This window comes from Mucilaginibacter sp. P5_A4, assembly GCF_056400605.1.
On the sequence record NZ_JBFUKX010000048.1, the window covers coordinates 1 to 22,158 of the forward strand.

Annotated in this window: 16 protein-coding genes and 1 pseudogene; 8 read left to right on the top strand and 9 right to left on the bottom strand. The window is 42.9% G+C overall.

From position 1 onward, the window contains the following. Together AC1DQW_RS22440 and AC1DQW_RS22445 are read left to right on the top strand one after the other, a co-directional pair. Positions 1-204: pseudogene (locus AC1DQW_RS22440) on the top strand (hypothetical protein); the annotation flags it as partial. A 718-nt stretch (positions 205-922) separates the two neighbouring features. After that, entirely contained in the window at positions 923-1,462 is a 540-nt protein-coding gene (locus tag AC1DQW_RS22445; RefSeq protein ID WP_477456108.1) for a hypothetical protein, read from the top strand. A 472-nt stretch (positions 1,463-1,934) separates the two neighbouring features. On the opposite strand, the gene alaS is transcribed toward AC1DQW_RS22445, so the two are convergent. Beyond that, positions 1,935-4,775, bottom strand: coding sequence for an alanine--tRNA ligase (alaS, locus tag AC1DQW_RS22450; protein ID WP_477456109.1), 2,841 nt, complete (start codon positions 4,773-4,775; stop codon positions 1,935-1,937). A gap of 124 nt (positions 4,776-4,899) precedes the next feature. On the opposite strand from alaS, the gene AC1DQW_RS22455 reads away from it, so the two are divergent. From AC1DQW_RS22455 to AC1DQW_RS22475, 5 genes are all read left to right on the top strand, one after another. Beyond that, a complete protein-coding gene (locus AC1DQW_RS22455; protein WP_477456110.1) occupies positions 4,900-5,121 on the top strand; it encodes an addiction module protein in 222 nt (73 codons plus the stop codon). A 243-nt stretch (positions 5,122-5,364) separates the two neighbouring features. Continuing rightward, positions 5,365-5,700, top strand: coding sequence for a MerR family transcriptional regulator (locus AC1DQW_RS22460; RefSeq protein ID WP_477408445.1), 336 nt, complete (start codon positions 5,365-5,367; stop codon positions 5,698-5,700). 421 nt (positions 5,701-6,121) lie between these two features. Then, positions 6,122-8,233: a ComEC/Rec2 family competence protein gene (locus AC1DQW_RS22465; RefSeq protein ID WP_477456111.1), complete on the top strand. Its 2,112-nt coding sequence runs from the start codon at positions 6,122-6,124 to the stop codon at positions 8,231-8,233. 66 nt (positions 8,234-8,299) lie between these two features. Further along, complete coding sequence (locus tag AC1DQW_RS22470; protein ID WP_477418042.1) at positions 8,300-8,944, top strand: DUF4412 domain-containing protein; 645 nt, start codon at positions 8,300-8,302, stop codon at positions 8,942-8,944. 68 nt (positions 8,945-9,012) lie between these two features. Further along, complete coding sequence (locus AC1DQW_RS22475) at positions 9,013-10,893, top strand: LTA synthase family protein (RefSeq protein WP_477456112.1); 1,881 nt, start codon at positions 9,013-9,015, stop codon at positions 10,891-10,893. 284 nt (positions 10,894-11,177) lie between these two features. Here the strand turns inward: AC1DQW_RS22475 and AC1DQW_RS22480 are convergent, their stop codons facing one another. From AC1DQW_RS22480 to AC1DQW_RS22500, 5 genes are all read right to left on the bottom strand, one after another. Further along, the gene (locus tag AC1DQW_RS22480; RefSeq protein WP_477456113.1) at positions 11,178-11,501 is read right to left on the bottom strand and encodes a GIY-YIG nuclease family protein; all 324 of its coding nucleotides are present in this window, start codon (positions 11,499-11,501) and stop codon (positions 11,178-11,180) included. 332 nt (positions 11,502-11,833) lie between these two features. Continuing rightward, a complete protein-coding gene (locus AC1DQW_RS22485) occupies positions 11,834-12,439 on the bottom strand; it encodes a hypothetical protein (protein ID WP_477456114.1) in 606 nt (201 codons plus the stop codon). A 2-nt stretch (positions 12,440-12,441) separates the two neighbouring features. Beyond that, the gene (gene bioA, locus AC1DQW_RS22490) at positions 12,442-13,707 is read right to left on the bottom strand and encodes an adenosylmethionine--8-amino-7-oxononanoate transaminase (RefSeq protein WP_477456115.1); all 1,266 of its coding nucleotides are present in this window, start codon (positions 13,705-13,707) and stop codon (positions 12,442-12,444) included. After that, the gene (locus tag AC1DQW_RS22495; protein WP_477456116.1) at positions 13,704-14,147 is read right to left on the bottom strand and encodes an NUDIX domain-containing protein; all 444 of its coding nucleotides are present in this window, start codon (positions 14,145-14,147) and stop codon (positions 13,704-13,706) included. Before AC1DQW_RS22495 ends, bioA begins: the two co-directional genes overlap by 4 nt. Next, positions 14,147-15,121: a cation diffusion facilitator family transporter gene (locus AC1DQW_RS22500; RefSeq protein ID WP_477456117.1), complete on the bottom strand. Its 975-nt coding sequence runs from the start codon at positions 15,119-15,121 to the stop codon at positions 14,147-14,149. Before AC1DQW_RS22500 ends, AC1DQW_RS22495 begins: the two co-directional genes overlap by 1 nt. 90 nt (positions 15,122-15,211) lie before the next feature. Here AC1DQW_RS22500 and AC1DQW_RS22505 point away from each other — a divergent pair, with 90 nt between their 5' ends. Continuing rightward, positions 15,212-16,405 (top strand): pyridoxal phosphate-dependent aminotransferase, encoded by a 1,194-nt coding sequence (locus tag AC1DQW_RS22505; RefSeq protein WP_477402323.1) that lies wholly within the window; start codon positions 15,212-15,214, stop codon positions 16,403-16,405. A gap of 170 nt (positions 16,406-16,575) precedes the next feature. Here the strand turns inward: AC1DQW_RS22505 and AC1DQW_RS22510 are convergent, their stop codons facing one another. The 3 genes from AC1DQW_RS22510 to AC1DQW_RS22520 form a co-directional block, all read right to left on the bottom strand. Next, positions 16,576-17,148, bottom strand: coding sequence for a hypothetical protein (locus AC1DQW_RS22510; RefSeq protein WP_477456118.1), 573 nt, complete (start codon positions 17,146-17,148; stop codon positions 16,576-16,578). Positions 17,149-17,558: 410 nt separating this feature from the next. Beyond that, positions 17,559-20,738 (bottom strand): efflux RND transporter permease subunit, encoded by a 3,180-nt coding sequence (locus AC1DQW_RS22515; RefSeq protein WP_477456119.1) that lies wholly within the window; start codon positions 20,736-20,738, stop codon positions 17,559-17,561. Positions 20,739-20,808: 70 nt separating this feature from the next. Continuing rightward, entirely contained in the window at positions 20,809-21,987 is a 1,179-nt protein-coding gene (locus AC1DQW_RS22520) for an efflux RND transporter periplasmic adaptor subunit (RefSeq protein WP_477456120.1), read from the bottom strand. Positions 21,988-22,158: the final 171 nt, after the last annotated feature.

Below are 22,158 nucleotides of genomic sequence, written 5' to 3' on the forward strand. Positions count from 1 at the left end.
CGCGTTTATGACCGGACAAGGATTAAGATGAAAGGGTATGTAGCAGTACAAAAAAAACTATTGGTAATGATGTATTACTTGTGGAAGAAAAACGAAAAATACGACGCCAAATTCGATCACACTAAAAAAATAATAGCCCCGGCAATGCCTGGGGCTACACTTGATGAACATCTAAAAGAAGCTCTCATTAAACAACAAAATTAATCTAATTTTTATGAAAATTTATTTGTTTTCTAAGACAGTACCTATTCGTTCATACTACACAGGCCTTAATCCGCCAACTGGCGGACGGTATCCACTACTATCCCTAACGTAAATTTTGTCTGAATCAGGATTAACAGAATTTTAACTTGGGTCGTTCTATCAAAAAAAGACTCTCGTATTCCCCAAAAGTCAGCAGAACAGCTTCGGGTGAAAACGGGCAAAACAATGCCGGGCTGTGCGGCTGCAGGGCATAGGAAGTTTTTGCATGTTCGGGGATATGCGGGCAAGGGCAAAATAATTCCAGCCCAGGTTTTGCCCGTTTTGCAGGGTAAAGGCCCCGAGCGCAAAGAAGCATTTCTGCTGACTTGAATTATTCACTTATTATTTGCTTTTTATAGATGCTCATTATCTCGCTATGCTCGGTCTTTGGACACTTTTGTTTCAAGACAAAAGTGTCTGGCCCTCCCGCGGCCAAGAGCGGGCCAATGTTACTCAGTTAAAACGAAACATTTGAGTACCTAAATATATTCGCACTGTACAGGGCGAAGAAGCTTGGCGGAGAGTGGATCCTTCACTATCGTTCAGGATGACAAAAAAATTTCAGCGAACACCTCATGGGTAACCCTTAAAGTTTTACTCATTAAACCTTTAGTGCCAGCCAGGGTCTACCTGTAACACGGCACAATAATTGGATAGTGCTGTATAATTAGACTATACTATGAAAAAAATAATTATAGGATTGCTTGCAGGTGTTATTACCCTTGCAGTATCAACAACCCAAACAAAAGCACAGGTTAACGTAAGCGTACAAATTGGGGCATGGAACCCACCGCCAGCATATACCGGCGTGAATTACTACTATCTGCCCGATGTGGAAAGTTATTATTATGTGCCAACACACCAATATGTTTATCTTGATGGTGGCCAATGGGTATTCAGACCAGCTTTACCGCCCCGCTACGCCAGTTATGACATCCGCAGCGGCTATAAAGTAGCTGTTAACAGGCCCAGGGCATACACTTATTATAATGTTGACCGTACCCGCTATGCACGTTACAAGGGCGTGCGCAACGTAATTGTACGCGATCATTACCACACCAGGGTAGTAAACCGTACCGCTGTGCATGCCAAACCAAGAGCAATTACCCGTACAAGGGTTGTAAACCATACCCGTGTTGTACACGCCAGGCCGCAACATGCCCGTGCTGCACAGCACAAGGCCAATAACGGCCAGCATAAAGGACACGACAAACACTAAGCACATACACGCTATAATAAAAAGATTGCCAGTGGGTGGTCTTTTTTTGTTACATGGCGCGTTGGGTTTAGGATTCAACAACCATGTCGAGCGCAGCGCGGCAATCGCGAACTGTGCAGGTCCGCTCTGTATAGCATGCGATTGCTTCGTGCCTACCCATGACGTATTCTATTTTCAAGGTGTAAGGCCTGTCTGTCTGAGCCTGTCGAAGACTCGTGCGGAGAGGCCTTTGCCCACTATGCTTCGACAGGCTACCCATGATGTGTTTTCAAAAAAACCTTTTTGTCATCCTGAACGGAGCGAAGGATCTAATCTCCGCCATGCTTCTTCGCCCTGTACAGTCTGCGAATAGATCCTTCACTCCGTTCAGGATGACAAACTTTTAAAACATCATTATCTCCTCGGAGTCCCCAGATTTTTCTACACGCAATGGCGGGATAGTTGTTGTTGGGGGTACCTCGCAATGATATTTTTAAATAAAACTCTTCGCCTTTGCCAAAGCATTATCCAAACCACTTACATCGCTACCGCCAGCAGTTGCAAAAAATGGCTGACCGCCGCCGCCGCCTTTTACTTCTTTGGCCAGTTCTTTTACAATGTTACCGGCATGCAGGCCTTTTTTCTTTACCAGGTTTTCGGCAATCATTACGGTAAGGCTCGGTTTACCGTCGAAATCGGCAGCAAGCACCAGGAACAGGTTGGGTACTATATCTTTTAACTGGTAAGCCAGGTTTTTAACGGCTTCTGCATTTGGCAGCGCTACTTTTTGAGCTATAAAGTTGATGCCATTTATAGCTTCGGCTTTTTGAGCAAGCTCATTTTTTAAGCCCGATGATTTTTCAAGGATCGATTTCTCGATCTCCTTTTTTAGCTTGCTGTTTTCGTCCAGCAGGCTTTCCACGCTTTTTGACAAATCTTTTGGATTTTTAAGCAGGTCCTTCAGCTGGTTAACCAGGAGGCTTTGGCTGGTGATATAAACCTCGGCAGCTACCCCGGTAATAGCCTCAATACGCCTAACCCCGGCGGCTACAGCGCTTTCGGTAATAATTTTGAAGAAACCTATTTGCCCGGTAGCCTGTACGTGCGTGCCGCCGCAAAGCTCCTTGCTAAACTCATCTTCGAAGGTAATTACACGTACATACTCGCCATATTTTTCGCCAAACAGGGCCGTTACACCGCTGGTGATGGCCTCGGCATATAACATACTGCGTTCTTCTTTCAGCGGGATATTCTGACGTACCTTTTGGTTCACGATGGCTTCTATCTGCCCCAGTTCCTCATCGGTAACTTTGGCAAAGTGCGAAAAATCAAAACGGAGGTAGTCGCTGTTTACCAATGAGCCTTTTTGATTAACATGACTGCCCAAAACCTGTTTCAATGCGGCATGCAGCAGGTGCGTAGCCGAGTGGTTGGCATTGGTTTGCCCGCGCAGCGCAGGATCAACAATAGCGGTTAAGGCATCGTCAATATCCTCGGGCAGCTCATCTACATAATGAACGGTCAGTCCGTTCTCTTTTTTAGTATCGGTTACCAAAACAATCTCACCATCAGGGAAAACAAGTTCGCCCTTATCCCCTACCTGGCCACCGCTTTCTGCATAAAAAGGTGTTTTATCCAGCACAATCTGGAATTGCTCTTTACCCTTGGCCGTTACCTTGCGGTATTTCACCACATGGGCAACAGTTTCTGTTTCATCGTAGCCGGTGAAGATGGAGCCTTCATCTTCTCTTATGGTGATCCAATCCCCGGTGTCAACTATTGATGCAGAACGGGAGCGAGTTTTTTGTTCTTGAAGGGCAACTTCAAAACCTTTCGTATCGACTGTCCAGCCTTGCTCTTTTGCAAGTAATTCAGTCAGATCTAATGGGAATCCATACGTATCGTATAATTCAAAAGCTACGTTGCCTTTTATGATTTTCAAAAATGAATCAAGCTGAGTAAAAAATTCTTGATCTGTTTTTGCACTTCTGCTAAACTCATTAATTTTCTCTAATTCCAGATCACTATAAGCTTGTTTGGAGTCGGCAGGGAACACACTTTTTAGAAAGCTTATCGTTGATGAAGCCACGGTTGATTTATCCCATTCAATACCATAATGGTATGTATCAATTTTAAGCTTTAACTTTTCCATGAGCTCACGTTCATAATTGAAAAGCCTAATCCCTTTCTCCAAGGTCCTCAAGAACGAAACCTCCTCTTCCAAAATAACCTTCTGCACAAAATCTTTCTGGCTGTACAAATTATCAAACACTCCCTTAAACTGTTCTGCCAACAATGGTACTAACTGGTTAAAGAAAGGTTCTTTAAACCCTAAAGTTTGATAGCTGTAACGCACAGCACGGCGTAAAATTCTGCGGATAACATAACCTGCTTTGTTACTTGCAGGCAGCTGCCCATCGGCAATGGCAAAGCTGATAGCACGGATATGGTCGGCCAATACGCGCATGGCAACGGCTTCGTTCCAACCGGCATCGCCGGGTTTCGCTGCGCTGTTGTAGGTTTTGCCGCTCTTTTCAGCAATGAACTGGATCATCGGCTGAAAAATGTCGCTATCATAGTTTGATGTTTTGGCCTGTAGCACCCGTACCAAACGTTCAAAGCCCATACCGGTATCTACGTGTTTGGCAGGCAACGGCTGCAATGCGCCGCCTTTTAAGCGGTTAAACTGCATAAATACGTTATTCCAGATCTCAATCACCTGGTCATGGTCGGCGTTAACAAGCCTTTCGCCTTTCACCTTTAACCTTTCACCTTCTTCCCGGCTATCGTAATGAATTTCCGAACATGGGCCGCAGGGACCGGTTTCGCCCATCTCCCAGAAGTTGTCCTTTTTGTTTCCGGGCAAGATATGGTCTTCGGCAACCAGGGCTTTCCACAAGTCGTAAGTTTCGGTATCTTTTTCAAGGCCGTCCTTTTCGTCACCTTCAAAATAGGTAACGTACAGGCGGTCTTTGGGTAATTTATAAACTTCGGTCAACAGCTCCCAGCTCCAGGCAATGGCTTCTTTTTTAAAGTAATCGCCAAAACTCCAGTTACCCAACATCTCGAACATGGTATGGTGATAGGTATCAATGCCCACTTCCTCCAGGTCGTTATGCTTACCACTCACGCGCAGGCAGCGTTGGGTATCGGCAACGCGGGATGCTTTTGCAGGTGCTTCGCCCAAAAATATATCTTTAAACTGGTTCATCCCAGCGTTGGTGAACATCAGGGTTGGATCGTTTTTTATTACAATTGGAGCAGAAGGAACGATGATATGTCCCTTGGAAACAAAAAAATCAAGAAAAGCCTGGCGTATTTCGGTAGCTGTCATAGTATATTATAATTGTAATATCGAAAACAAAGTTGAAGTGCAAAAGTGTGAATTTTTGTGTAGTAATGTATAGTTATATGAGATGAATTAAGCGTAATTGAGAAAATAAATATTAATTTTGATTATGGAAACGCTGAAAATCGAATTTGCAAATGAACAGGAAAAAAAAGTGCTTTTAGCCTTTCTTGATAGTTTAGGTTATCAATATGTGATAGATATTGAAGATGATCGCGTATTTACCGATGAGCATGCCCAGGAAATAGCCCGACGCCAGGCCGATCTTTTAAGCGGCAGAACCTCATCCCTTCCCTGGAGCGAAACCAGGAAACGGCCTGAAGATGTTTGAACGATGTGTAGGGTTTTGGACCGAACAACAACGATGTCATTGCGAGCGCAGCGCGGCAATCGCGAACTATACAGGTCCACCCTGTATAGCATGCGATTGCTTCGTACCTCGCAATGACCTAGACTGCATAAAAAAATAACACTAACAATCAACGACTTACAAATCCCCTTTATAAGACAACTTTCATACAGAAAATCCGAAATCGAAAATCCCAAATCCGAAATCAAAAGAATATCTTTGCATATGCCTTACAAAGACCGCGAAATAAGCAAGATGTATTACACCATGGGCGAGGTATCGGCCATGTTTGATGTGAATCAGTCGCTTATCCGTTTCTATGAAAAGGAGTTTGATGTATTGCAGCCCAAAAAGAACAAAAAGGGCAACCGCTATTTTACCCCCGAAGATATCGAAAACTTCAAGATCATCTTTCACCTCATCCGCGATAAAGGCTATACCCTAAACGGCGCAAAAGATCATCTTAAAAACAACATGAGCGATACACGCGAGAACCAGCGTGTTATCGATTCGCTCGAAAACATAAAAAAATTCCTGCTCGAAGTACGCGACCAGTTGTAGGTACGGGCTTTATATAAAAGCTAAAAGCAGATGCACAAAGCCAATGCTTTGATTATCAATTATATTTTTTTTTAGTTTTCAACGTAGAGACGCATAATTGCGTCTCCCGCGTGCAAATCACTCATGCAAATTGGTCTTGCAAATCGGCCTTGCAAATCCTGAATGTCCTGCGGGAGACGCAATTATGCGTCTCTACAACAGCCCATTTGCAGCAATGTCATTACTGTTTTTTCCAGCTTAGTCGGTGGGTTCCTTAATGAGGGCTGGATATGTGTTTCATTTTGGCGCTTTTACCCTGCCGGCGCAAGCTTAATATCCCTTTTAAGATTATCGCTATAATTATTCCCTGAATCGATTTATTTTATCACCGTTGTTTGAGGTATCCGCCTAAAACATATCTTTATTGCTTGCTATTAAATAAATGATCGCGAATCATAAAGGCGAGATCCCTTTTGTTGTATTGCTCCTGCCCTTTTTATTGGGGATAACCTTAGGGATTAGCCTTATAACGGCTGCATACCTCCCGGTGCTATGGGGTGTTTTTGGCGGATCGGGGATCGTATTTATCTTCCTCAATTTAACTTATCAGCGTTTTGCTGTTTACAAACTGCGCTGGTTGGGCGGCTTGCTGATGAACTTTATTTTGCTTTCGGCCGGATGCATCAGCGCCATCAATTATAACGAGCTGACGAATGAATATCATTTTTCAAGATCGCCCGCGCAATACCTGGCAGTAACGATCAATAACGAGCCCCAACTTAAAAACGGACTGGTAAGAGTCACAGCATCGGTTCGGCAAAATATCAACTATAAAAAAGCTACCGGTGCCAATGGCACGCTGCTTATCACCATAAAAGACAGCGCAGCCATAACCCTGCAATATGGCGATGAGCTACTGATCCCGGCCAAATATAACGCCATCGATCCACCGTTTAATCCGGCTGAGTTCAACTATAAAAAGTACCTGGCGAATCAAAATATTTACTACCAGGCATTTTTATACCCGAGAATGTATCGTGTAATAAAACATGATGCCGGCAACCCGCTTATTGCCTTTTCGCTGAAGCTGCGGCGGCAAATGGTGGTAAAATTCCGCCGGCAAATGCATGATCCGGGCGCTATCGCCGTAGCATCAACCCTGATATTAGGTTACAAAGCCGACTTGAGCAACGATATTTTGCAGGCCTATTCAAAAACAGGAACCATCCATGTGCTGTCGGTCTCTGGTGCGCACGTGGCTATTATTTACTTATTGCTGCAATGGGCGCTGGGTTTTTTAAACAATTGCCGGTATGGCAGGCATATCAAAGCGGGCATCATTGTCGCGCTTATCTGGTACTATGCCATGCTCAGCGGCTTTTCGCCCGCAGTTTGTCGGGCGGCAGTGATGATCAGTATGGTTATTATAGGCAAAACCTATGCCCGGTACATTAATATGCTTAATATACTGGCCATATCGGCGTTTATATTGTTGCTTTATAATCCGCTTTTTATAAGCGATGTAGGCTTTCAGCTCTCATACCTTGCTGTTGCGGGCCTTATAGTTTTGCAGCCCATGGTATATCAATGGATGGAGTTTAAAAACAAATGGGCCGATAAACTATGGGCCATCTGCTCGGTATCTATAGCGGCACAGGTGATCACCTTCCCCTTAAGCGCGTTGTATTTTCACCAGTTCCCGGTTTACTTTTTGCTCAGTAATTTGCTTATCATTATCCCCACTACCGTTATTATGTACAGCGGCATAGCCTACCTTATGTTTTCGTGGGTTCCGCTACTATCAAACGTATTGGCTTACCTACTGGAGACAACCATCCTGTTCATGAACAAAGCGCTGGCCATAATTGAACACGCCCCGTTTGCCGGCATCAGTAAAATATGGCTCACCACCCCCGAGTACCTTTTACTTTATATCATTATCATCAGCCTGTTTTATTTTTTGTATGATAAAAAATCATGGCTGATAAAGCTTGCTATGGTTGGCCTGCTGTTGCTTTGTATCAGCATCAGCATAAAAAAATACCGCGCACAAACTACCAGCTCTATAGCTTTTTTAAACCTGCGCAAAAACACAGGGATAGTACTTAAAAGCGGAAACAGCGCCATTGTATTAACCAACCTTGCCGATACCGACCGGAATTACAGTTATTCGGTACAACCATACCTGGATAGTACACAGGTAAATGATGCTACAATTATTAGCCCAAACCAAAATATCAGTTTACCTTATTTAAAAAAACAAGGCCCCATTGTTCAGTTTTATGATAAAAGAATAATTATATTTGATAAGCGATTACAAAACCAGTTATTACCGCAAAAATTAAAAACCAATTACCTTTATATCACCGCCAACCCACATTTAAGTTTATTTGAAATTAACAGATCATATGAGTACCAGGTACTTGTGATTGATGGCAGCAACAGTAGCCAAACCATACGTAAGTTTGAAGGCGACGCAAAACGTTTGCATGTAAACTATAAAATATTAAAACGTAACATTTCGTTAATAACATTATCTAATTTCCAACATTAAACTAAACACCAATAAATTTGTCTTCTATTAAAAAACAGGTAAATTGGTATTAATCAAACAAAAAATATGAGCATAAAATTTCTAAATGTTGCTTTGGGTCTGGCCCTAACCGCAACCGCTATGAGTGCAAACGCACAAAAAAAATACACCGAAGGAGTAGTTGACTTTACTACATCAATGATGGGACAGCAAATACAGGCCAAAAGCTATTTCAGAGCCGATTCAAACGCGTTTGCTTTTTCAAATGGCCCGGCTAATATCAAAATCCTGACCGATGCAAATGCTAAATCAATGGTAATATTAGTAGATGTACCCGTTGCAAACATTAAAAAAGCAGCAGTGGCCAGTCCTGACGATATTGAACAGGCAATTGCTGCTATGCCGCAATTTACTTTTGCTCCCGGCACCGAAACTAAAGTGATCTCGGGCTTTAACTGTAAAAAAGTGGTTGCAACAGATTCAAAAACCAAAAAAAGCTATGATATATGGATCACCAATGATATCGAGATTCCAACAACAGGCGTTGCAAAATATTACGCTGGTATTGGTGGTTTCCCGGTTCAGTACACTTCATTTAGCCAGGGACAATCAACCGAGGTTACTGTAAAAAGTGTAACCGAGCAAAAAGTACCTGCAGGCACATTTGGTATCCCTTCTGATTTTGAAAAAATCACCATGGATGACTTGAAAGCTATGCGCGGAGGCAAATAAGCTTCTTCATTAACTATTCATTAAAGGTTTCTTAACATTGAGGTTAAAGTACTATTTTTGTACCCCTTATGTTAAGAAACCTTTTTAGCCTGGTCAGATTTTTTGTTTTCTGGATATTGTTTTTTGCAATAACCCGGGTTACATTTGAATTGTATTTTCTGCCTAAACTTAAAGAGGCCGGTTTTAGCGAGATCCTGCAAACCTTTTTCTACGGCCTAAGGCTTGATGCATCGGCAGCAGCCTATATCTGCGCTATCCCGCTCCTGGTATTTATTGTTAACTGGTGCATCCCAAAATCGTACGTCAAGCCTGCCTGGCTTAAAGTTTATGTATGGTTCTGCCTGTTTTGTATCTCCTTAAATACTGGCCTCAACTTCAATATATTTCGCGAGTGGGGCACCAAAGTGGTGTTCAGGGTGTTTAAATCATTATATGATGCACCATCAGAGGCCTTTGCTTCAACAGGCTCATCACCGGTGGGCAGGTGTATTATTATCTGTTTGATATTATTGGCATCGGGCATATTGCTATCCAATAAGATCATAGACTACAAATTTAAAAAGCCAAAAGTTGAACCGCGGCTAAAAGCGGTGCTCATTATTCTGCTGGTGTTCTTTAATTTCCTGTTGATGCGGGGCGGAATTCAATCCGCACCGGTAAACCAAAACTCGGCCTATTTTTCTGACCATGAGTTTCTAAACCAGGCAGCCCTTAATACCGAGTGGAACCTGTTTAATAACGTGGTTGAAAATTTGCGTACTCCTTACAACCCTTTCGTGTTTATGCAGCAAGGCAGCGCAGCGCAACTGGTTGCAGAAGCTTACAGCGTTAAAAATGACAGTACCATAAAGGTATTAACCACCAGCCACCCCAACGTGGTGATTATCCAGATGGAAAGCTATACGGCCGATGTTATTGAATCATTAGGCGGCGACAAAGGTGTTGCCCCCAATTTTGAAAAATTCATCAAAAACGGCATCCTGTTCAATAACATTTATTCCTCTGCCGATCGGACGGATAAGGGTATCATATCCATTATGAGTGGTTTTCCATCGCAGGCTATCCGCACCATAGTTTCGGATACGCTGAAACAGGCTAAACTGCCCGCCATAGCCACAACCTTAAAAAACGCCGGTTACATAACATCCTATTTTTATGGCGGTAAAAGCAGCTATATGCACTTTAACACCTTCATGAAAAGCCATGAGGTTAATCATATTACCGATGAGCTGGTCTTTGACAAAAGCCAGGTAAAAACCCAATGGGGCGTGTATGACGACGTACTGTTAACTAAACACTTACAATACGCRCAACAACAAAAACAGCCTTTTTTTACATACCTGCAAACATCAACCAACCACGAGCCTTTCATATTACCAGGGAAAGCACATTTCCCCGATGAAGATAAAGATGGCGATGCCAGCAACAAGTTCAGGAGCACAGCTTATTTTACCGACTCGTGCCTTAACGCTTATTTTGAGCTGGCCAAAAAGCAGGACTGGTATAAAAATACACTCTTCATTTTAGTAGCCGATCATGGGCATCGCCTGCCGCATAATATATCTGAGGCTTACAATCCTGTAAAATACCATATCCCGCTTTTGTTTTTTGGTGATGTGATAAAGCCCGAATACCGGGGCAAAAAGATTGGCAAATTAGGCGGACAAACAGATATTGCTGCCACACTGTTTGCGCAGTTGGATCTGCCTCATAAACAATTTAAATGGTCGAAAGATCTGCTTAACCCCAACACTGCCGATTTTGCCTTTTTTAACTGGGATAACGGCTTTTGCTTCATGATGCCGCAGCAGGTAGTATCTTATGATAACTCGGGCAAAAGGATAGTTTATACCGGCAATAAAAACGCTGATGCAAAGGCCACGGATAAAGCGCTGCTATATGGCAAAGCCTTTTTGCAGGAGGTGTATACGGAGTATATGGGGTATTAGGCCGGATTGAAGGATTTTGCGTTTTGTCATTCTGAGTGGTAAAATTTCACGAAACGCTGAAGGGGAAATGACGTTTTAAAAGGTTTGTCATCCTGAACGCAGTGAAGGATCTATTCGCAGACTGTACAGGGCGAAGAAGCATGGTGAATAATAGATGTTTCACTACGTTCAGCATGACAAAAAGGGACTTTGAATAAACCTATTTAAAAGTTTGTCATTCTGAGGAACGAAGAATCTACTCGTGGACTATACAGGACGGATATGCAGGGCGAAGAATTGATACTTCACCCGGTAAACACAGGGGGCCACTCCATAATTTCTTTATTTAAAAAATTCCAGTTGGGGTTTTCCTGTTCAATCAATTTAATCTTTTTGTCCCTTACCCAACCTTTAATTTCTTTTTCTCTTTCAATTGCATGATTTATATATTGGTGTCTTTCATACCAAACTAAATAGAAACATTTATATTTTGAAGTAAAGCTTTCGGCTTGATTGATGCCGAAGTAATGTTCATATAGGCGTTTGTCGAGGTCGTTTGTAACGCCAGTGTACAGCACTTTCTTATTGTAATTGGTAAGAATATAAGTAAAGAAGTTATACTGGCGCATATAGGGTATGAATTTAAGAAAAGTTTTTGTTTGTCATTCGGAGGCAGATGAATCTATTCGTGAACAATGCAGGGTGAAGAATAGATGCTTCACTACATTCAGCATGACAAAGGGGGGATTTTGTCATTCAGAGGCACGAAGAATCTATTCATGAACTGGCAGGACGAATATGCAGGGCGAAGAATAGATGCTTCACTACGTTCAGCATGACAAAGGGGGGATTTTGTTGTTCTGAGGCACGAAGAATCTATTCATGAACTGGCAGGACGAATATGCAGGGCGAAGAATAGATGCTTCACTACGTTCAGCATGACAAAGGGAGCCCCAACCATCTAACTCAATGAGTCCCCCAACTGCTCCACCCACATATTAAACAACCTTGTTTCAAACGCCACAGCTTTATTGGCATGTTTTTCCCAATCGGGCGAAAATTTATGGAGCTGGTTCAGCATTTCTTCCAGGTGGCCTTCTTCTTCCAGGATGATTGATTTTACGTTCACTTTGCTAGCTGCTTCGTCAAGGGCGGTTTGGTAAATGGGGTAAAGTTCATCGGCACGTACCTCAATGGCGTATGTTACCAGCAGATAGGCGGCAAAGCGCAGTTCGGCACCGGTAAGATTCAGCTCAGTTTTCAGATAACGGCAAACGTCTATATCCAGCTGGTTAAGGTAGTATTTGCTTGAACCGGGGGCAAGCAGGTATTCGGCCGCGTAGGTTGGTAATTCAACCCCTGTTTTTTCGAGTTGTTTTTTTAGGTAGAAGGCGTGGCGGTGCTCTTCGGCGGCATGCTTCAGGATGATATAAGTTACTGTAAGCGGGTCTTCACTTGCCGAGATCTTGCGTGCACCGGTGTTTTCCATCAGCGATAGCGTATTTAACCAGCGTGAGTGTAGTTCGTTATCGGCTATTATCTGAGGTAAAAGTTTGTTTAACATCATGGTTATAGTTCTTGAAGTGCCTGCTCTATTTTACTGTAAACATACTGCAGTTCATCATCAGTAATGCAATAAGGGGGTAAAATGTAAATTACATTGCCCAGGGGGCGCAGTATGACACCGGCGGCTAAAAAGTAATGGTATAGTTTATCGCGCAGCGAATTAAAGTACGAAGTATTGTCGCCCGTTTCCCACTCCATGGCTAAAATAGTGCCGGTTTGCCTTACGGTTTTTATTGTAGGGTGATGTTTGATCTTAGCACCAAATTGGGCATGGGCTGCCGCTATACGCCGGATATTAACTTCCGTCGCTGGTTGCTGAAAAAGATCCAAACTCGCCAAAGCCGAGGCGCAGGCAATAGGATTAGCGGTAAATGAATGGCCGTGAAACAGGGTTTTTAACCTGTCGTCTGATAAAAAAGCATTGTAGATCTGTTGGGTACACGTGGTTAGGCCGAGGGCCATGGTCCCACCGGTTAAGCCTTTAGAAAAACACATGATATCGGGCTGTACATCCACATAATTGCATGCAAAAGCCTTCCCTGTACGGCCAAAGCCCGTAAATACCTCGTCATCTATCATCAGCACACCCTCTTGCTTGCAGTGGGCCATTAACTCATTAAGGTATTCAGCCTCATACATCAGCATTCCGGCTGATCCTTGTACCAGTGGCTCGAAAATAAAGCAGGCTAATTGAGATTTGAGATGTGAGATTTGAGATTTGAGGCTTTGGATGTTTTCCTTGTTGGGTGTATCAATAAATTCTACCTCAAACAGCAGGCTATCAAAGGCTTTGGTAAACGCACTGCGGCCGCTTACGGCCATGGCGCCAAAGGTATCCCCGTGGTAAGCATTGTTGAAGGCCAGGATCCTGGTACGCTGATTGCCTTTATTAAGCCAGTATTGGAGGCACATTTTTATGGCTACCTCAATAGCTGTTGAGCCATTATCGGAGTAAAACGCTTTTTGCTGATTATCGGGCAAAATTGCCAATAAGCGTTCGGCCAGTTCAACAGCGCCTTCATGGGTAAACCCAGCGAAAATTACATGCTCCAGCTTTTGCAGTTGTTCGGCAACTTTTTGGGCAATGTAAGGGTGCGCGTGCCCGTGGATATTTACCCACCAGGATGATACCGCGTCTATATATTGTTTACCAGTTTCATCAAATAACAGCGCTCCCTGCCCCTTCACAATAGGTATGGGCGGCGCGGCAGTTTTCATTTGGGTATATGGGTGCCAGATAACTTTAAGATCTCGTTCGGTAAGGCTCATAACTCATCCTGTAAAAGTTCAACTACCCGTTTATCTGTCGGGAATGCAAAATCGGCTATACTTAATGCAGTTAAATTTACCCACCTGAATGACTGCAGTACTTCGCTTTCGCCGTCGAAATCAAATGCTATGGTTTTGGTAACTAAATCCACAGGGGTAATACTCCTCACCAAATAGTAAACACTGATAACCTGCGAATTGTTAAAGGCCGATTTTACAAAAAAATCTGTTGTATAAAAATGGCTTACAACCTCAATTTCCAGGTTGCACTCTTCCATAAATTCACGTTTTAAGCCTTCAACCAGGCCTTCGCCCAATTCCAGGCCGCCACCAGGGAATTTGGTGAATTGCATACCGTATTCCTGCTCATCGCTTACCAGCACTTCGTCGTTATCATTAAGCAGCAGACCGTAAACCCTTACATTAAAATACTCTGCCATTATTCAAAGTGTTTTTTGTTGCGTACTACAATATCCATTGTCCATTCAATAGTTTCTGTTTGTGCTTCCGACCGTATAGGACAGTTGGGCATGCTGCAATAGTGGCAGCAATTTGGCAAACATGGATCTGTATGGATAAAAAGTTCGGTTTTTATGCCAAATTCATTATTGATCATTTTATCAACCAGTGATACTTCGGTATGTACAGTGTTCAGGTCGAAATAATTGGGCAGCGTTAAGTGGCAGTCGATATGCAGCTCGTTACCGTATTTCTGGGCGCGCAGGTTATGCACATCAATCCAGGCCTCGCGGCGTTTATCGCTTAAAACTTTTACAATATCCCTTACCACCTTAAAATCGGCTTCATCCATCAACCCCCCTACCGATTTGCGCACCAGTTTATAACTGCTATATAGTATATAAATACCAACTAATATTGATAAGGCACTATCAAGCCATAAAATGTTGGTAAAATGTATCAGCAACAAACCAAGCACCAGGCCACCGCTGGTTACCATATCTGAAAGCAGGTGGCGACCATCGGCATCCAGAGTAATAGAGTGTAGCCCCTTCCCTTTATAGATCAAATAATAACCCAATGATCCGTTTACAACACCTGTAAGACCGATAATTGTGGCTCCGGTAAGCAAATCGTGGATGTTATTTGGGTAAAATATGCTGTAAACTGATTTAATGATAATGATAACCCCGGCAATGCCTATAAGCGATCCCTCGATGAAAACAGAAAAGAATTCAACCTTACCATGCCCGTAAGGATGGTTTTCGTCGCGCGGCAACGATGCCAGGTAAATACTAAAAAACGCGAAAGAACTGGCTATTACATTAACTATGCTTTCGGCGGCATCTGTTAGTATAAAATTAGATGCGGTTAAAAAGTAGGCACCAAATTTCGCTATCATGAGCACAATACCTGTTATGAGCGAAATTAATATGATCCTTTTTTGTTCCTTCAAAGCAATCTGAATAAGGCGACAAATTTATAAATAACAAGCGTAAGTAGCAGTAAAGTTATTTTCTATATTTGCCCCGATAACATAATTTATATGAGCGCATTAAGTAACCGGATAAATAACTTGTCCGAATCACAAACAATTAAAATGGCCAAAATGGGCCGTGAACTTGCCGCAAAAGGTGTTGATGTGATCAGCCTGAGCTTTGGCGAGCCTGATTTTCATACCCCTGAGCACATCAAGGAAGCCGCTAAACAGGCCATGGATAAAAACTTTACCTACTACACTCCTGTAGCTGGTTATCCCGAACTGCGTAAAGCTGTTGTTGCCAAGTTAAAGAACGAAAATAACCTTGATTATGATGTTAGCCAGATAGTAGTTTCAACAGGTGCCAAACAGGCTATTGCCAACGCGGTATTATGTTTGGTGAACCCGGGCGACGAAGTAATTATCCCTACCCCCTACTGGGTATCATACAGCGAAGTTGTTAAGCTTGCCGAGGGTGTAAGTGTTTTCATCAACACAACTGTTGAACAAAACTTTAAAATTACGCCTGAGCAGTTAGAGGCGGCCATTACGCCAAAAACTAAATTGTTTATGTTCTCATCGCCATGTAACCCTACCGGTAGTGTTTACAGCAAGGATGAGCTGGAAGGCCTGGCCAAAGTATTTGAAAAACACCCTCATGTTTATATCATGAGCGACGAGATCTATGAGCATATCAACTATATTGATAAACACGAATCAATAGCCCAGTTTGATTATATAAAAGATCGTGTGGTGATCATCAACGGCTGGTCGAAAGCATTTGCCATGACCGGTTGGAGGATTGGTTACACCGCAAGCAACAAAGAGATTGCTACGGCCTGCGATAAAATGCAGGGACAAATAACCTCAGGAACCTGTTCAATTACCCAGCGTGCCGGTATTGCTGCTTATGAAGGCGGCCTGGAAACAGTACTTGAAATGCGCGCAGCCTTTAAAAGACGCCGCGACATTGTTTATAAACTATTGAGCGAAATTGACGGTATAAAATTAAACCTGCCCGATGGCGCGTTTTACTTTTTTCCTAACGTTACCTCGTTCTTTGGCAAAAGCTATAATGGCAAAACAATTAAAGATGCTGATGAACTGAGCATATACCTGCTGGAGGAAGCTCATGTAGCTACCGTAGGCGGTGATTCATTTGGTGATACTACTTCTATCCGCATCTCCTACGCCGCTGCAGAGGATAAGCTGATAGAGGCTGTAAGAAGGATTAAAGAAGCGCTGGGGAAACTGGTGTAGATGTTCAGATTTCAGATTTCAAAGATGAATTACGCGAATTAAAAAAAATTCGAATTTAAATGCAGCTGAAATTCTGTTAATTCTTAAATTCGAAAAATTCCGGTTCAGAATAACAAAAAGCCCCTCATCATCACGACGAGGGGCTTTTATTATTTAGTGACCAGGTTTTTCTATAATCCAAAACCGTAGGCTACACGTAAACCTACGAGGCCATAGTTATTACCCTGGCCAGAAAAATTTTCATAACGTGCACCAACATCCCATGATTTGGTTGCGTAACCAATGCCGGGAGAAAGAATAAGTTTGGTGTTTTTTTCACCGCCGGCTACTATCGGATGAACTTCAAACCCAGCACCTGCTTCGCCCGACAGATAAAAGCCATCGCTAACAAACGCTTTAAGACCAGCTTTAACCGGGATCATACCAAGTGATCTGGCTTTAAAAGTTGAAGTGGCTGTGCCGGTTGGAGTGGTTACTGATGTGGTATAAGTTTTACCAAAAAAGTTATAGTAACCAGATGTTAGCGTTAAAGCTACATTGTTATTAACCCCATATTGTAAACGTCCGGTACCACCAAGCTCAAATTTCGAAATATCATGTGCGTTACCTGTAGGTACACCTGCTTCTAAACCAATACCAAAACGTATTTTGTTGGCGGGAGTAGTTTGTGCGCTTACATTTGTTCCGATGAATATAGCTACAGCTGTACAAGCTCCGGCTATAATTTTTGTCATTGTTTTCATAGTTGTAATTTTTATATAACTCTGCAATTTTTTCATTGCATTGATACCTCCTTTACAAATACTTTGCCATTTTGATAACTTTTAACCCTTGTGAGATTGGCATGACGATTTAAATACGGAGTTTTATTGTAGTTATTTTAAGTAAGTATTTAGCTTAAATATTGATTATCAATATACTTTTTTATTAAAAAATGATATTTACCATTCGTTTTTAGAAATTTATTTAACATCAAATTAATGTACAGAAAAACAGAATGCTGCTTATACAAAAAGTGTCTGCAATTAATGATTTTTGTAGTTTATAGGCTAAAAATTTAATAACTATTGGCATACCGATGAGATGCTATGGCTTGCCAAAAACAAAAAAAGAGAAGTTTTTGCTCCTCTTTTTTTGTTTTTATGAACAAGTATTAAATATGTGGATCATGTTTTGGATCGGGCTTATAGCTTTTTTCTATCTCGGCCAGTTTTTCTTTACCATAAGCAAACCTGGTGATGGTATAGTATAAAACGGGCACTATAAATATAGCAAGCGATGTGGCTGCAAGCATCCCCCCAAACACCGTCCATCCTATGGTTTTCCGGGCCTCGGCGCCAGCACCGGATGAAATCATTAAGGGCACAACCCCCAACATAAATGCCATCGAGGTCATGATGATTGGACGTAAACGCAGGCGCACCGCTTCAAGGGTAGCTTTTTCAAGGTTCATCCCCCTGTCTACACGTTCTTTGGCAAACTCAACTATCAAAATCGCGTTTTTGGCAGCCAAACCTATCAAGGTAATTAAACCAATCTGCGCATATACGTTATTGGTTAGGTCGGGCCAGAACGTAAGGAAAAGGATGGCTCCAAATGCGCCTAAAGGCACAGCCAGCAGCACCGAAAACGGAACTGACCAGCTTTCATATAACGCGGCGAGGAAAAGGAATACAAAGCCTATAGAAAGTGCAAAAATGTAAACTGTTGTTGAACCAGACAATAACTCTTCGCGGCTAAGGCCCGAAAACTCGTAACCAAAGCCCTGTGGCAGCGACTTGGCAGCAACTTCTTTTAAAGCCGTTATAGCATCACCGCTGCTGTAACCGGGCCTGGTACTCCCATTGATCTCAGCCGACCTGAACAGGTTATAATGTGCAATCAGCGGAGAGTTTTCAATAACCTTGTAAGAGGTAAGGGTACTTAACGGCACCATTGTACCAAATGAATTGCGCACAAAGTATTGTCCGATATTGCTAATATTACTCCGGTAAGCAGTATCTGCCTGTGCAAGTACCCTAAAGTTTCGTCCGTATATGGTAAAGTCATTAATATAGGTACTCCCCATATAGGTTTGTAGGGCACTGTTTACATCGGCGATAGAAACGCCTAATTTTTTTGCTTTCTCCCGGTCAATAGTTAACTGGTAAGCAGGCGTACTCGCTGTAAAAAAGGTGAAGGCCCTGGCAATTTCGGGGCGTTTATTAAGCTCGCCCACAAATGTTTTCAATGTTCTTTCAAACACCTTTATATCACCCCCTGCTTCTTTCTCTTCTAATATAAATGAAAAACCACCGGTACTTCCCAAACCCGGAATAGCAGGTGGCTGAATTACTACCACATTAGCCTCTTTAAACCTGGCCAGTTTTTTAGTAAGCTTGGCAACAAGGGCAGTTATCTGCTGCGATTTTTCCTTACGCTCATCCCAGGGCTTAAGCTGAACAAACATAGTGGCGCTATTGGCCTTACTTGCAAAGCTAATAGCGTTCAAACCGCCTAATGCCGCATAATGTGCAATTTCGGGTACGCTATCGAGGGTTTTCATCATTTGGTGCAGCACATCAACCGTTCTTACTGTTGATGAAGCTTCGGGCAGATCATAGGTGATATAAACACGACCATCATCCTCTAACGGAATAAATCCTGATGGTTTACCCCTGAATAAAAGTATGGTACCTATAATAATACACACCAGTATAATGATAATGAACTTTGAATTTTTTATGCCCTTATCAACAGAATTGCGGTACCTGCCCGTTATACGGGTGAACCAGTCATTAAATACAAAAAAGAATTTGTTGAGTCCTTTTGATTTTTCATCAATTTTATGCGGACGGAGTAGCAGCGTGCACAGCGCCGGGGTTAACGAAAGCGCCACAAATGCCGATATCAATACCGATATGGCTATGGTAATGGCAAATTGCTGGTAAAGCCGCCCAACTATACCAGGCACAAACCCTACCGGCACAAACACAGCAGCTAATATAAGGGCAATGGCAATTACCGGCGCCGATATATCGCGCATGGCATGCTCCGTTGCTTCACGTGGAGACATGCCCTCCTCATCCATATAATGCTGTACAGCTTCAACCACCACAATAGCATCATCAACCACAATACCTATGGCTAATACAAAGCCAAACAGCGTAAGCGTATTTATGGTAAAATGGAGTGGGATAAAGAATATAAATGTACCTATGATAGAAACGGGAATAGCCAATACAGGGATAAGGGTGGAACGCCAGTTTTGCAGGAATAAAAATACCACTACAATAACCAACCCCAATGCTATAAGCAGGGTTTCAACCACTTCGCTAACTGATACTTTAACTACAGTTACCGCTTCAAAAGGCACCACATAATCAATATCAGCCGGGAAACTTTTTTTAAGCTGCTCCATGGTAGCGTATACGTTCTCGGCAGTTTCAAGCGAATTGCTGTTTGGGGCCTGGTACACCAACAGATATGATGCCCTTTTACCATCAACAAACGAATTACCGGAGTAATTGAATTTACCCAGCTCAATACGTGCTACATCCTTTAAATGTACAATAGCACCTGTAGCCGGCACGGTTTTCACAACTACATTACCAAATTCTTCGGGTTTGCTTAAACGGCCTTTTACCAGTACAGAATATTCAAAGGTTTGCGCTTTTTGCTGGGGCGTGGCACCAACAGTACCTGGGGCCACCTGGGCGTTTTGCTCGGCCAATGCAGAGGTTACATCGCCTGCAGACATGCCCAAAGCTGCGAGCTTATCGGGGTTAAGCCAGATACGCATACTGAAATCATCAGCACGGCTAACAACATCGCCCACCCCTTTGGTACGTAAAATAGCATCCTTTATAAAAACATTGGTATAATTATCGGTAAAAGTAACATCATGGCTGCCTTTAGGTGAATACATGGCAACCAGCATTAATATACTGGGATTACGCTTGCGCACAATCATCCCTAAACGCTGCACCTCCTGCGGCAAGGTCGGGAGCGCAATACCCACACGGTTTTGCACATCAAGCGCTGCTATATTAATATCGGTACCTACATCAAAGTTAACCGTCATGCTCATTTGGCCGTTACTGCTGCTGTTACTTTGTAAATAGGTCATGCCCGGCACGCCATTCACTTGTACCTCTACCGGGGTGGCCACGGTTTGCTCTACCGTTAATGCATCAGCCCCGGTATAAGTACCGGTAACAGAAACAGTTGGCGGGGTAATATCGGGATATTGCCCGATAGGTAAGCTGGTCATTGACAATACGCCCACAATTACAATCACTATTGAGATCACTATTGCGGTTACCGGTCGTCGTATAAAAGTATCTGCGATCATTCTTTTTATTATTAAGTTTTGCAGGGATTGTTCCCTGCCACAAGCTTAAATCTCTCTTCGTATATAAACATTATTTTTTTGGAGCCGCACCTGCAGGCGGGCCACCGGCGCCAAGCGTTATTCTGCCGCCATCGCGCAAACGCTGAAAGCCATCGGTCACCACCTTGTCGCCGGCTTTGATACCGGCCATAACCACTATATCTGTATTAACACGGGGGCCAAGCTTTACCTTTACCTGGTTGGCAATGGTATCGCGCCTGTCTTTTATGGTTTTATCCTGGGCGGTATCTTTAACTGTAGTATCCCTGGTTACAAAAACAAAAAACTCGCCCATTTGCTCGGTTACCGCTTTATTAGGTATCTGCACCCTGTTGCCCGATTGCCCATTCAATACCTGTAAAACGCAGCTCATGCCATCCTTCAGTACATCATCCTCATTAGGGAACTGGATACGTACTTTAATACTTCCGGTTCCGCTGTTTACGCCCCGGTCAATAGCTAAAACTTTGCCGGTTTTATTATAAGTAGTACCATCGGGCAGCTGTAGTTTAAAAGTGGTATCGCTGCTTGCTTTTTGCAGATTATAAAAGCGGTTAATATCCTGCTCGTTAATTACAACGTCGACACCAATAGGGTGCTCGGCTGATATGGTGTTCATCAACGTAGTACCGACAGCAATCTGTGCACCCAGCCTCACCTGCGAAATACCTATGCGCCCTGTGAAAGGCGCCCGGATGGTAGCATAAGAAAGATCTGTAGCAGCCGATGCAAGCCCCGCTTTAGCTACAGCCACCTGGCTTTTATTTGTTTCATATGCAGCGGTAGCCTGGTCGACAGTTTGCCGGGCAATAGCATCGTTTTTCAACAGCATATTATACCTGTCAACATCTTTTTGGGCTTTTACCAGGTTGGCCTGGGCGCTTAACACGTTAGCCTGGGCTTGCTGATATGCTGCTTCATATTTACGTTTATCAATTTCATAAAGCACTTTGCCCTTTTGTACAACATCACCTTCCTTAAAAAATATACCCGTTACAAAACCCGGCACCTGGCTACGCAGCTCAACAGTGTTAATAGATATTACTACTCCCTGGTACCTATCATAATAGGTAGCCTCTGCAGTTTTGGCTTCGGCAATTGAAACCGGTGTTGGCGGCTGCGCGGCTGCCCCACCCTTACCGGCTTTACCACATGATACCCATGTTATTAATGCTGCCGGGGCTAACCAATATATATATCTGTTTTTCATTATAGTGATTTGTTTTTTAAAGGTAATGAAGCTATCATGAGCATCTATAATTTTGTTTTTAAGCGATTACTCATGATGGTTTCATTATAGTGATTTGTTTTTTAAAGGTAATGAAGCTATCATGAGCGTTTATTTTTTTGTTTTTAAGCGGCAACTCATGATGGTTTCATT